This is a genomic window from Priestia aryabhattai (genome assembly GCF_023715685.1).
GTDB lineage: Bacteria > Bacillota > Bacilli > Bacillales > Bacillaceae_H > Priestia > Priestia aryabhattai_B.
Window position 1 is genome coordinate 36,370 of the sequence record NZ_JAMBOQ010000014.1, and the last position, 12,997, is coordinate 49,366.

Here is a 12,997-nt window from a genome sequence, read left to right on the forward strand (position 1 = left end):
ATTCGTATAAAGTAAATTAATGATACATTATTGCGTGTACATTATAAGGATGAGTCATTCCTATGGAAAAGCAAGTGAACAATTTTATGACAAAACATCAGTTATTATCCGCAGGCTCTACGGTAGTTGTAGGTATTTCTGGTGGTCCTGATTCTTTAGCGCTGCTGCATTTCTTATGGAGTCTGAAAGAGCAAAAATCTCTAACGATTATTGCTGCTCATGTTGATCATATGTTCCGGGGCAAAGAGTCAAAGCAAGATATGGAATATGTGCAGAACTACTGCAAACAATTGAATATTAAATGTGAGGCGAAGCAGATTGATGTTACTTCTTATCAGAAGGAAAGAAAGTTATCTTCTCAAGTAGCTGCCAGAGAATGCCGCTATACATTTTTTACTCATGTTATGAAGAAACACAAAGCAAATCTTCTTGCATTAGGACATCACGGAGATGACCAGGTTGAAACGATGTTAATGCGAATGGTCCGAGGTAGTACGATGAATGGATACGCAGGGATGCAGCCCAAGCGGCCATATGGGGATGGATTTATTATTAGGCCATTCCTAGCCGTAACGAAAGAAGAAATCAATCGCTACTGTGAGCTATATGGGCTTACACCTCGGATTGATCCGAGTAATGAGAAAGACTCGTACACGAGAAATCGGTTTCGTCATTACGTTTTGCCATTTTTAAAGCAAGAAAACGCCACTGTACATGAAAAATTTCAACAATTTAGCGAGAACTTGCACGAAGATCAAGCATACTTAGAGGAATTAACGACCGATGTGATGAATAAAGTAATGAGAAAGAAATTGAAAAATGAAATTCTCATTGATAGAGATTGTTTTCTAAGGATACGCAAGCCTTTACAAAGGCGTGGTATTCAACTAATATTAAACTATCTCTATAAAGAAATTCCTCCAACCCTTTCTTCAGCGCATGTTGACACGTTAGTGGGATTTTGTAAAAGTGAAAAACCGTCTGGGGCGCTTGATTTTCCAAATGGTTTACGCATTATTCGATCTTACAACGACTGTCTTTTCACCTTTAATGAGGGGAACATCGAGCCATATGAATTTATTGTTCCGATTCCAGGGGTCGTTGAGCTTCCAAATGGTCACCAGCTTATTTGTGAAATACATAATAAAGTCGAAGATATAAAAGGAAACGATGTTTTTCTTTTAGATGAAGCTCACGATTTAAAATCATTAAAGGTAAGGACACGAAAAAATGGCGATAAAATGCGAGTAAAGGGCATGAAGGGACATAAAAAAGTAAAGGATATTTTTATCGATGAAAAAATCCCTTTACACTTCAGAGATCATTGGCCGGTAGTGGAAGATAGCCAAGGAACTATTTTGTGGCTACCTGGTTTGAAAAAATCTGCTTATGAACTGCATACACATAAGTCCAGATATGTTATTTTATACTATAAGTAGCGAAAACTTCTAGGAGGCAAGTAAGGAATGAAGCAGGATATTCAAGAAATTTTGATTTCAGAAGAAGAAATACAACAGAAAGTAAAAGAATTGGGTAAGCTATTATCTGAGGAATACGCTGACCGTTTTCCTTTGGTAATTGGTGTATTAAAAGGTGCTATGCCTTTCATGTCTGATCTAATTAAGCGTGTTGATACATATTTAGAAATGGATTTTATGGATGTATCAAGTTATGGCAATGAGATGGTTTCTTCTGGTGAAGTAAAAATCCTAAAAGATTTAGATACATCAGTGGAAGGTCGAGACATTCTTATCTTAGAGGATATTATCGACAGCGGCTTAACACTTAGCTATCTTGTAGAGCTATTCAAGTACCGTAAAGCTAAGTCAATTAAGATTGTCACACTCTTAGACAAACCAACAGGTCGTAAAGCAGCTATTAAAGCAGATTACGTTGGATTTGAAGTACCTGATGCATTCGTAGTAGGGTATGGATTAGATTATCAAGAAAAATATCGTAACCTGCCGTATATTGGGGTTCTTAAACCGCAAGTATATAGCAATTAATAAGCACATATCCAAGTGCAATTTATTGGATAGGATAAATGTTCTATGTTAGTATTGAATACAGTATTTGTTTATCGTGGGAGGAGGTAAGAAATGAATCGGATCTTCCGTAATACCATCTTTTATTTACTTATATTTTTAGTCATTATTGGCGTGGTAAGCTTCTTTAGTGGCTCTAATCAAAAAGCAACACCAATGAGATACGATACATTTGTTCAACACTTAGACAAAGGTGATGTGAAATCACTCTCTATGAAGCCTGAAAGAGGCGTGTATGTTGTGCAAGGAAAGTTAGATTCTTATAAAAAGGATCAAACGTTCCAAACTTACATCGTAGATGGTGACAAAGCACTTGATCGTATTGACGCTGCTTCAGAAAATAATCAAGTAGAAGTTGATTTTAAACCTGCTGATGAAACAAGCGGCTGGGTAACGTTCTTTACGTCAATCATTCCGTTTGTTATTATTTTCATCCTATTCTTCTTCTTACTGAACCAAGCTCAGGGCGGCGGAAGTCGTGTTATGAACTTCGGTAAAAGTAAGGCTAAGCTTTACAGTGAAGAAAAGAAAAAGGTTAAATTTAAAGACGTAGCTGGTGCAGACGAAGAAAAGCAAGAACTTGTGGAAGTTGTTGAGTTCTTAAAAGATCCTCGTAAATTCGCAGAGCTAGGTGCAAGAATTCCGAAGGGTGTCTTACTTGTGGGACCTCCTGGTACTGGTAAAACATTATTAGCAAGAGCTGTTGCTGGTGAAGCAGGCGTTCCGTTCTTCTCTATCAGTGGTTCAGACTTTGTTGAAATGTTTGTTGGGGTCGGTGCTTCTCGTGTTCGTGATTTATTCGAAAATGCGAAGAAGAATGCTCCATGTATTATCTTTATTGATGAAATCGATGCTGTAGGTCGTCAACGTGGCGCAGGTCTTGGTGGCGGACACGATGAGCGTGAACAAACATTAAACCAATTGCTTGTTGAGATGGATGGTTTTGGTGCTAACGAAGGTATCATTATCATTGCAGCAACAAACCGCCCGGATATTTTAGATCCAGCGTTATTACGTCCAGGCCGCTTCGACCGTCAAATTACGGTAGATCGTCCAGATGTAAATGGCCGTGAAGCAGTACTTAAAGTACATGCTCGCAATAAGCCTTTAGATGAATCAGTAAACTTAAAAGCAATTGCTATGCGTACGCCAGGTTTCTCAGGTGCAGATCTAGAAAACTTGTTAAACGAAGCTGCCTTAGTAGCTGCTAGACAGGATAAAAAGAAAATTGAAATGGTCGACATTGACGAAGCAACAGACCGCGTAATTGCAGGTCCCGCTAAGAAGAGTCGAGTTATTTCTAAGAAAGAACGCAATATTGTTGCTTATCATGAAGCAGGACATACAATTATCGGTGTCGTATTAGACGAAGCTGATATGGTACATAAAGTAACCATTGTTCCACGCGGGCAAGCTGGTGGATATGCTGTTATGTTACCAAAAGAAGATCGCTACTTTATGACGAAGCCAGAGCTGCTGGATAAAATTGTTGGGTTGCTTGGTGGTCGTGTAGCTGAGGAAATTATTTTCGGCGAAGTGAGTACAGGTGCTCATAATGACTTCCAGCGTGCAACAAGCATCGCTCGTAAAATGGTAACAGAATACGGTATGAGTGAAAAGTTAGGACCAATGCAGTTTGGTCAATCACAACAAGGCCAAGTATTCTTAGGTCGTGATTTACACAGTGAACAAAACTACAGTGATGCGATTGCTCATGAAATTGATAATGAAATCCAACGTTTCATTAAAGAAAGCTATGAGCGTGCGAAGCAGATCTTAACGGAAAACCGTGACAAGTTAGAGCTTGTAGCTCAAACATTGTTAGAAGTAGAAACGTTAGACGCTGAGCAAATCAACCACTTAGTAGATCATGGAACTCTTCCAGATCGTTCTAGTCACGTAACAGATGAAGACGTTAAAGTAAACATCCAAACAAAGACAGACGATGAAGAGCCAAAAGCATAATAAAAAAATCAGTGGAGATATTCTCCACTGATTTTTTTATTGGGTAGAAGTTAAGTTTGGTAAAAGGTTTTTCGTATATATAGTGGATAAGTAGGATATCCACTAGACAATTGTGTCATTATATTCCTATTTTATCTAGAATATACACGTCTATTTACCAATTATGGTATGATGGTTTCAGTGTGAATACTGAATTTAAATAAAGTGGTGATTGAAATGATTTTTGTATTAGATGTTGGAAATACGAATACGGTATTAGGTGTATACGATGGAGATGAATTAAAGTATCATTGGCGTGTAGAAACAAGCCGTAATAAAACAGAAGACGAGTATGGCATGACAATCAAAGCCTTGCTTGAGCACGTTAGTTTATCTTTTAAAGATATTCATGGTATTATTATTTCCTCTGTTGTTCCTCCTATTATGTTTGCATTGGAGAGAATGTGTCAAAAGTATTTTCATTTAAAGCCGCTTGTTGTTGGTCCTGGAATTAAGACGGGTTTAAATATTAAATATGAAAATCCACGTGAAGTGGGAGCAGACCGTATTGTAAATGCTGTTGCTGGAATTCAGCTGTACGGAAGCCCTTTAATTATCGTTGATTTTGGTACCGCAACCACATATTGCTATATTGATGAAAATAAGCAATATATGGGTGGTGCGATTGCCCCTGGTATTAATATTTCGACAGAGGCTCTTTATTCAAGAGCATCTAAGCTTCCGCGAATTGAAATTGCGCGACCAAATAGCATTGTTGGAAAAAATACAGTATCTGCGATGCAAGCAGGTATTTTATATGGATACGTTGGACAAGTAGAAGGAATTGTAGCAAGAATGAAAGAGCAAGCAACAGTAAATCCTAAAGTTATTGCTACTGGAGGACTCGCAACATTGATTGCTAAAGAGTCGGATATTATTGATATTGTGGATCCATTTTTGACTTTAAAAGGATTGCAAATAATTTATACAAAAAATATGGAGTAAGAGGTGTATATTATGGGCGACTATTTAGTAAAAGCGCTAGCTTACAATAGTCAAGTTCGCGCTTATGCGGTAAAAACAACGGATACAGTTGGAGAAGCGCAGCGCCGTCACTATACATGGCCTACAGCCTCTGCAGCATTGGGACGTTCAATGACTGCGGGAGTTATGATGGGGGCTATGCTAAAGGGTGAGCAAAAGCTAACAATTAAAATTGAAGGCCGAGGCCCAATTGGCGTTATTTTAGTAGACAGCAATGCCAAAGGGGAAGTGCGTGGATATGTAACAAACCCGCAAACTCACTTTGATTTAAATCAGCATGGAAAATTAGATGTAGCACGTGCTGTAGGTACAGATGGTACGCTAAGTGTCGTAAAAGATATCGGGATGCGTGATCAATTTAACGGACAAGTACCTATCGTATCGGGAGAATTAGGAGAGGATTTCACGTATTATTTTGTGACATCTGAGCAAGTCCCATCTTCAGTAGGTGTAGGTGTACTTGTTAACCCTGATAACACGATTTTAGCTGCGGGCGGATTTATCATTCAGCTTCTGCCAGGAACAGATGATAAAACTATTACAGCTATTGAACAACGTTTGCAAACGATTGAACCAATTTCAAAACTGATTCAAAAAGGCCTTTCTCCTGAGGAAATCTTAGAAGAAGTTCTTGGAAAAGAAAACGTAAAGTTTCTGGAGACAATGCCTGTAGAGTTTAAATGTCAGTGCTCAGAAGAAAGAATTGCTAATGCTATTATCAGCTTAGGACAAGAAGAGATTCAATCGATGATTGAGGAAGACGGCCAAGCTGAAGCACAGTGTCATTTCTGTAATGAGACCTATCGTTTTGATAAAAAGCAGCTAGAAGAAATGAAAGAACAAGCAATTTAAATGAAATAAAAGATTCTTAAAAGGCGTCATTTTATAAATGAGCGCCTTTTTTTATAAGTGTTAAGTCCTATTTATGTATATATTGATCTAAAAATATAACAAAAATAGGTAAATGGAAAGACAAAATGATTGACAATTTAGAAAACATCTGATAAATTGTATACAAAATCAATAAAATTAGTTGGTATTAGGAGTGGTCATATGGCACGTATTGCAAATTCAATTACAGAGTTAATTGGTCAAACACCAATCGTAAAACTAAACCGTCTAGTTGAAGAAGATATGGCGGATGTATATTTAAAGTTAGAATTTATGAACCCAGGCAGCAGCGTAAAAGATCGTATCGCATTAGCAATGATTGAAGATGCTGAAGCAAAAGGTGTTTTAAAACCTGGCGACACAATCATTGAACCAACAAGTGGTAACACAGGAATTGGCTTAGCAATGGTAGCTGCAGCAAAAGGATACCGTGCTATTTTAACAATGCCTGAAACAATGAGTATTGAGCGTCGTAATCTGCTTCGTGCGTACGGTGCAGAGTTAGTGTTAACACCAGGTCCAGAAGGAATGAAAGGTGCGGTTAATAAAGCAACTGAGCTTGCAAAGGAGCACGGCTATTTTATTCCTCAACAGTTCCAAAACGAAGCGAACCCAGAAGTGCACCGTCAAACAACGGCTAAAGAAATTATCGAGCAGTTTGGCGATCAGCTAGATGGATTTGTGGCAGGTATCGGTACTGGCGGTACTATTACAGGTGCTGGTGAAGTGTTAAAAGAAAAGTACCCAAACATCAAAATTTATGCGGTAGAGCCAGCTGATTCTCCGATTTTAAGCGGTGGTCAACCAGGACCTCATAAAATTCAAGGAATCGGTGCAAACTTTGTTCCGGATACGCTTAACACGGAAGTATATGACGAAGTTGTTGCTGTTCAAAACGACCAAGCTTTTGAATATGCACGTAAAGTAGCAAAAACAGAAGGTGTACTAGTAGGTATCTCTTCTGGGGCTGCGATTTATGCTGCGTTAAAAGCTGCAAAACAGCTTGGAAAAGGTAAAAAAGTGTTAGCGATTATTCCAAGTAACGGTGAGCGTTATTTAAGTACTCCATTGTTCCAATTCGAGGAACAAACACAAGCATAAAAACGATAAAAAAACAGCTTCTATATGAAGCTGTTTTTTTTCATCTGAGAATCATGTAAAATGAAAGCAGGTGATTTATTTTTAGGAGAGTGAACAAATGCAGCAAAGAATGACTTGGGGCGAATCTATTTCTATCTCTAAAAACCAATGGTTCAAAAAATATCAAGAGTTGTCAAAAGACGAACCGAATCATATCCTACTTGAAAGCGGTCGAGGCGGGAATTTTCAAATGATGGGATTAAAACCTGTAGCAATTTTGCGAGGCGAACAGAACGAACTTCATATCAAAACGGATGGCCAAGTTATTGTTCAAAAAGGTAATCCGCTTCATCTTATGAGAGACTGGATGAAGAAGTTTGAAGCAGAGGTGAATCCAGATCTTCCTCCTTTTCAAGGTGGAGCAATTGGCTTTATTAGCTATGATTATATCCGCTATGTAGAAACCATACCTGGACTTGCTGAAGATTCTTTAAAAACGCCGGACGTTTATTTCCTTATTTTCGATGATGTATTTGTATACGATCAAGAAAAGGAAAAGCTTTGGATTATGGTTAACGATGAAGAAGATTGTAAAGAGCGAGCACATAAGCGTATTAATCAATACAAAAGGGACTGGATGGAGGCAAGTGCTGAAGGGCTCTCATATGAGCGTATTCATCGTGTTGCCGAAAAAAGTGAGGTTTCGATGTCTGAAGATGCTTTTTCGGATGCCACAACTCGCGTACATGAGTACATCGGGCAAGGCGATGTGTTTCAAGTAAACTTATCTGTTCGACAGTCTCAACAGCTTCAAACTCATCCTATGCATATCTACGAACAAGTACGAAAGATCAACCCGTCTCCTTACATGTCTTATATGCAGACAGAAGAATTTCACATTGTGAGCTGTTCACCTGAATTATTAGTGAAAAAAGCCGGTGATGAAATCAGTACGAGACCGATTGCGGGAACGCGCTCTCGTGGTAAGGATGATCAAGAAGACCAACAGTTAGCGGATGAGCTTATTCACAACGAAAAAGAGCGTGCAGAGCATGTGATGCTTGTTGATTTGGAGCGTAATGATCTCGGTAGAGTAAGTGAATATGGTACCGTTCATGTTGACGAGTTTATGGTTATTGAAAAGTATTCACATGTGATGCATATTGTGTCTAATGTAAAAGGCAAGCTCGCGCGTAATAAAGATTTTGTAGATATTGTAGATGCGGTTTTTCCTGGAGGAACGATTACTGGAGCACCTAAAGTTCGTACAATGGAAATCATTGAAGAACTTGAACCTGTTCGACGAGGAATTTATACAGGATCGATTGGTTGGATTGGGTTTAATGGAGATATGGAATTAAATATTGCGATTCGCACTATGATTATTCAAGACGGCCAAGCTTATGTGCAGGCTGGTGCGGGTGTTGTGATTGATTCAAATCCGAAACACGAATACAAAGAATCACTGAAAAAAGCAATTGCACTATGGAAAGCAAAAGAGCAGAGCGAAAATGAGCTGAGTGAGGGTGAGTAAAGATGATATTAATGATTGATAATTATGATTCTTTTACGTTTAATTTAGTACAGTATTTAGGTGAGCTAGGGCATGAGCTTCTTGTAAAAAGAAATGATGAAATTACACTTTCTGAAATTGAAGTGCTAAATCCAGATTTCTTGATGATTTCCCCGGGACCGTGTAGTCCTAACGAAGCGGGAATCAGTTTAGAAGCCATCGAGTATTTTGCAGGTAAGATTCCAATATTCGGCGTATGCTTAGGGCATCAGTCGATTGGGCAAGCTTTTGGAGGGAATGTGATTCGTGCGGATAAATTAATGCATGGTAAAACATCTGAAATGCATCATGATGGCCGTACTATCTTTAAAGGTCTTGATAATCCGTTTACGGCAACTCGATATCATTCTTTGATTGTAGAAAAAAGTTCACTGCCGGATTGCTTTGAAATTTCAGCGTGGACAGCAGAAGATGAAATTATGGCGATTCGCCATAAATCATTACCTATTGAAGGAGTACAGTTCCACCCTGAATCTATCATGACTTCTTACGGTAAAGAAATGCTGAAGAATTTTATTGAAACTTACGAAAAAAAGCGAGTGTAATGATATGTATATATACGTAAATGGCGAAGTGAAGCCTGCATCTGAAGCCACTATTTCTCCGTTTGATCACGGATATATGTATGGCCTAGGGCTGTTTGAAACGTTACGAGTTTATGAAGGTCATCCATTTTTAGTGGAAGACCATCTGGATCGACTGCGTAGCAGCTTATGTGAATTAAATATTGTATGGGATTACTCTACACAGGACGTGTTGAGAATCATTAATAGTCTGTTAATGAAAAATAATGAGAGAAATGCGTATGTTCGATTAAATGTCTCAGCAGGAAATGGCGGAATTGGATTGCAAGTGGAAGAATACGACAAGCCATCTACAATCGTATATATGAAATCAATGCCTCATCCATCGAGCCCCCTTGTAAAAGAGGGGCTTATTCTTGAGACGAAACGAAATACGCCTGAAGGAACCATGAGGTTGAAATCTCATCATTATTTAAACAACGTATTGGCTAAACGAGAAGTTGGTTCGGACTTAAATAAAGAGGGTATCTTTTTAACAAAAGAAGGGTTCTTAGCTGAAGGCATTGTGTCCAATTTATTTTTTGTAAAAGATGGCTGTGTATATACACCGTCTCTTGAAACAGGTATCTTAAATGGAATTACGAGACAGTTTATTTTTACGCTTTTACAAAAGAAAAACATAGAGGTTGTAGAAGGTTTATTTACAGTGGAACAGCTCTTGGAGAGTGATGAAGCTTTCGTTACAAATTCCATTCAAGAAATCGTACCTCTTCGAAGCGTAAAAGATAAGCAGTTTTCACTAGGAGACCATACGTTGACAGCTCAGTTGCAAAAAGAGTATCGCTCTTACACGACGTCGCTAATGAGCCGGCATGAGTTACATGTATAAAGACGAAAGGAGATGCTAAAGATGGATAAAATTTATGTGAATGATATGCGTTTCTATGGATATCATGGTGTATTTCCAGAAGAAAATAAGTTAGGGCAACGTTTTCATGTAGATTTAGCTGTAGAACTGGATTTAAAACAAGCAGGTACTACGGACAATTTAGAATACTCAGTGAGCTATGCAGATTTATACCAAACATGCCAAGAAGTTGTAGAGAAGCGCACGTTCAAGTTAGTTGAAATGGTAGCCGAAACGATTGCATCTGAATTGCTTGCTAATTATGAACTTGTTCAGGCTTGTACAGTAAAGGTATATAAGCCTGATCCGCCAATTCCTGGTTATTATCAATCGGTAGCTATTGAAATTAAAAGGAGCCGTTGAATGACAACAGAAGCATATATTGCATTAGGATCAAATATTGAAGATCGAATGGAACATTTGAAAACAGGAGTTACTGGCTTGATGAAACACTCTGAGATTAAGGTAGTAGCTGTTTCATCTGTTTATGAGACGGCCCCGGTCGGGTATACTAATCAAGCAAGCTTTTTAAACATGGTAGTAAAAGTACAAACAACGTATTCGTCAGAGCACCTTTTAGATTGTTTGCAAGCCATTGAACAAACGGCAGGTCGAAAAAGAGAGATTGTATGGGGGCCTAGAACCCTTGATTTAGATATCTTACTTTATAGTAACGAAATCATTCATACGGATAGGCTGAGCGTCCCTCATCCCCGAATGTTTGAACGAGCGTTTGTGATGGTTCCTCTAAACGAACTAGCTCCATCTCTTATTCTCCCTGTAGCAGAAGAAAAAGTTGAAACCATCACAACACGTTTATCGGATTTAAAAGGTGTAAAATTATTTCGAAAGCAAACAACTGGTATACTAGATATATTCGAAAATAATATTAATGATTTACATAAGTAAAAACGAATCTTATTAGTTGATTCATTTTTATATTGGAGTAAAGTAGAGTTCAGAGTGAAAACTTTGGTGTTTGGGTTCGCAGCTTGTTGGTCTAGTGGGTAACTTGTTATAGAAATCGAAGAAAAAGAGAAGCGAAGCAAGAATAAAGCGATTTGACATAGAGAAACGACTGAACCTATAATAATTTTAAAGAAACGTAGTAGTTGCCAGTAAACATGCTGGCCTTTTTTCTGTTTCGGAAAACTTAATTATACGATGGAGATGAGTAAACGATGAGTCATGAAGAATTAAATGATCAATTTCTCGTTCGTCGCGAAAAAATGAGCAACCTACGAGATCAAGGTATTGATCCGTTTGGTCAACGTTTTGAACGTACACATACATCACAGCAATTAATTAGTGAGTATGACGAGTTAACAAAAGAACAGTTAGAAGAAAATGAAGTACCTGTATCACTAGCTGGTCGTATTATGACAAAGCGTGGAAAAGGAAAAGCAGGTTTCGCTCACGTTCAAGATTTAACGGGGCAAATTCAGCTTTATGTACGTAAAGATGCAATTGGCGAAGAACAGTACGAAATCTTCAGCAGCGTAGATATCGGTGACTTGGTAGGGGTTGAAGGTGTTTTATTCAAAACAAAAGTTGGCGAACTTTCTATTAAAGTAAAAGATTTTACGTTACTAACAAAAGCGCTTCGTCCACTTCCAGATAAATATCATGGTTTAAAAGATATTGAACAGCGCTACCGTCAACGTTACTTAGATTTAATTACAAACCCAGAAAGTAAACAAACATTTATCTCAAGAAGCCGCATTATTCAATCGATGCGCCGTTACTTAGATAATCATGGATACTTAGAAGTTGAAACACCGATGATGCATTCGATCGCAGGTGGAGCAGCAGCTCGTCCGTTTGTGACACACCACAATGCGCTTGATATGGAACTTTATATGCGTATTGCGATTGAACTTCACTTAAAACGTTTAATCGTAGGTGGATTAGAAAAAGTATATGAAATTGGCCGTGTATTCCGTAATGAAGGGGTCTCTACACGTCATAATCCTGAATTTACAATGATTGAATTGTATGAAGCGTATGCGGACTACAAAGATATCATGGCTTTAACAGAGAACTTAATTGCCCACATCGCGCAAGAAGTACTTGGCACAACAAAGATTCAGTATGGCGACCAAGAGGTAGATTTAACTCCAGAGTGGACAAGACTTCATATGGTCGATGCTATTAAACAATATACGGGCGTAGACTTCTGGGGAGAAACCTCTGTTGAAGAAGCGCGTACTTTAGCGAAAGAACATGGGGTAGAAATCACTGAACATATGCAATATGGACATATTGTAAATGAATTCTTCGAACAAAAAGTAGAAGAGCAGTTAATTCAACCAACGTTCATTTACGGACATCCTGTAGAGATTTCTCCATTAGCTAAGAAAAATGCGGAAGACCCGCGTTTTACTGACCGTTTTGAGCTGTTTATCGTTGCGCGTGAACACGCGAATGCATTTACAGAGCTAAATGATCCGATTGACCAACGTGAGCGCTTTGAAGCTCAGTTAAAAGAGAAAGAACAAGGAAACGATGAAGCACATGAGATGGATGATGACTTCATTGAGGCATTAGAATATGGTATGCCACCTACAGGTGGTCTAGGAATCGGTATTGACCGCCTTGTTATGTTACTAACAAATGCACCGTCAATCCGTGACGTACTATTATTCCCACATATGCGTCAGCGCTAAAAAAGAGATGGCTACGGCCATCTTTTTTTAGCTAATAATATTAGAAAATTTAAACTTTTGATTTACCTCTTGTTTTTATGAAAGAGATTTGGTATATTTATATCTGTTGCTAACGCAGACAAGCGAAAACAACAAAAAGAAATAAAAAAAGTTGTTGACATTACGTTGATAACTTGATAAGATAGTAAAGTCGCTCAAGAGCGGCGGTTGAACTTTGAAAACTGAACAAAGCGACAAACGTCAACGTTAATTTTTATTTTTTAAATTGAGCAAGTCAAACATTTCTTCGGAGAGTTTGATCCTGGCTCAGGATGAACGCTGGC

Annotated in this window: 12 protein-coding genes; all 12 read left to right on the top strand. The window is 38.3% G+C overall.

Annotated features, from left to right (window positions below; all coding sequences use genetic code 11):
* The first annotated feature begins 62 nt into the window (after positions 1-62).
* The 12 genes from tilS to lysS all read left to right on the top strand — a co-directional run bounded on the left by tilS (position 63) and on the right by lysS (position 12,674).
* Positions 63-1,439 (top strand): tRNA lysidine(34) synthetase TilS, encoded by a 1,377-nt coding sequence (tilS, locus tag M3225_RS27165; RefSeq protein ID WP_251400290.1) that lies wholly within the window; start codon positions 63-65, stop codon positions 1,437-1,439.
* 27 nt (positions 1,440-1,466) lie between these two features.
* A complete protein-coding gene (gene hpt / locus M3225_RS27170; protein ID WP_251400292.1) occupies positions 1,467-2,006 on the top strand; it encodes a hypoxanthine phosphoribosyltransferase in 540 nt (179 codons plus the stop codon).
* A 93-nt stretch (positions 2,007-2,099) separates the two neighbouring features.
* Positions 2,100-4,010, top strand: a complete 1,911-nt coding sequence (gene ftsH / locus M3225_RS27175) for an ATP-dependent zinc metalloprotease FtsH (protein WP_251400296.1) — start codon at positions 2,100-2,102, stop codon at positions 4,008-4,010.
* A 216-nt stretch (positions 4,011-4,226) separates the two neighbouring features.
* Positions 4,227-4,994, top strand: a complete 768-nt coding sequence (locus M3225_RS27180; protein WP_013054886.1) for a type III pantothenate kinase — start codon at positions 4,227-4,229, stop codon at positions 4,992-4,994.
* Between the two features lie 12 nt (positions 4,995-5,006).
* Positions 5,007-5,885 (top strand): Hsp33 family molecular chaperone HslO, encoded by an 879-nt coding sequence (gene hslO / locus M3225_RS27185; protein WP_013054887.1) that lies wholly within the window; start codon positions 5,007-5,009, stop codon positions 5,883-5,885.
* A 201-nt stretch (positions 5,886-6,086) separates the two neighbouring features.
* The gene (cysK, locus tag M3225_RS27190) at positions 6,087-7,025 is read left to right on the top strand and encodes a cysteine synthase A (RefSeq protein ID WP_013054888.1); all 939 of its coding nucleotides are present in this window, start codon (positions 6,087-6,089) and stop codon (positions 7,023-7,025) included.
* A 97-nt stretch (positions 7,026-7,122) separates the two neighbouring features.
* The gene (gene pabB / locus M3225_RS27195; RefSeq protein WP_251400297.1) at positions 7,123-8,538 is read left to right on the top strand and encodes an aminodeoxychorismate synthase component I; all 1,416 of its coding nucleotides are present in this window, start codon (positions 7,123-7,125) and stop codon (positions 8,536-8,538) included.
* 2 nt (positions 8,539-8,540) lie between these two features.
* The gene (gene pabA, locus M3225_RS27200) at positions 8,541-9,122 is read left to right on the top strand and encodes an aminodeoxychorismate/anthranilate synthase component II (protein WP_013054890.1); all 582 of its coding nucleotides are present in this window, start codon (positions 8,541-8,543) and stop codon (positions 9,120-9,122) included.
* Between the two features lie 4 nt (positions 9,123-9,126).
* Positions 9,127-9,990 (top strand): aminodeoxychorismate lyase, encoded by an 864-nt coding sequence (gene pabC, locus M3225_RS27205; protein WP_251400299.1) that lies wholly within the window; start codon positions 9,127-9,129, stop codon positions 9,988-9,990.
* A gap of 21 nt (positions 9,991-10,011) precedes the next feature.
* Positions 10,012-10,371 carry a dihydroneopterin aldolase gene (gene folB, locus M3225_RS27210; protein ID WP_251400301.1) on the top strand — a complete coding sequence of 120 codons (360 nt, stop codon included), beginning with the start codon at positions 10,012-10,014 and terminating at the stop codon, positions 10,369-10,371.
* The gene (folK, locus tag M3225_RS27215; protein WP_251400303.1) at positions 10,372-10,917 is read left to right on the top strand and encodes a 2-amino-4-hydroxy-6-hydroxymethyldihydropteridine diphosphokinase; all 546 of its coding nucleotides are present in this window, start codon (positions 10,372-10,374) and stop codon (positions 10,915-10,917) included.
* A 272-nt stretch (positions 10,918-11,189) separates the two neighbouring features.
* A complete protein-coding gene (lysS, locus tag M3225_RS27220; RefSeq protein ID WP_251400305.1) occupies positions 11,190-12,674 on the top strand; it encodes a lysine--tRNA ligase in 1,485 nt (494 codons plus the stop codon).
* Positions 12,675-12,997: the final 323 nt, after the last annotated feature.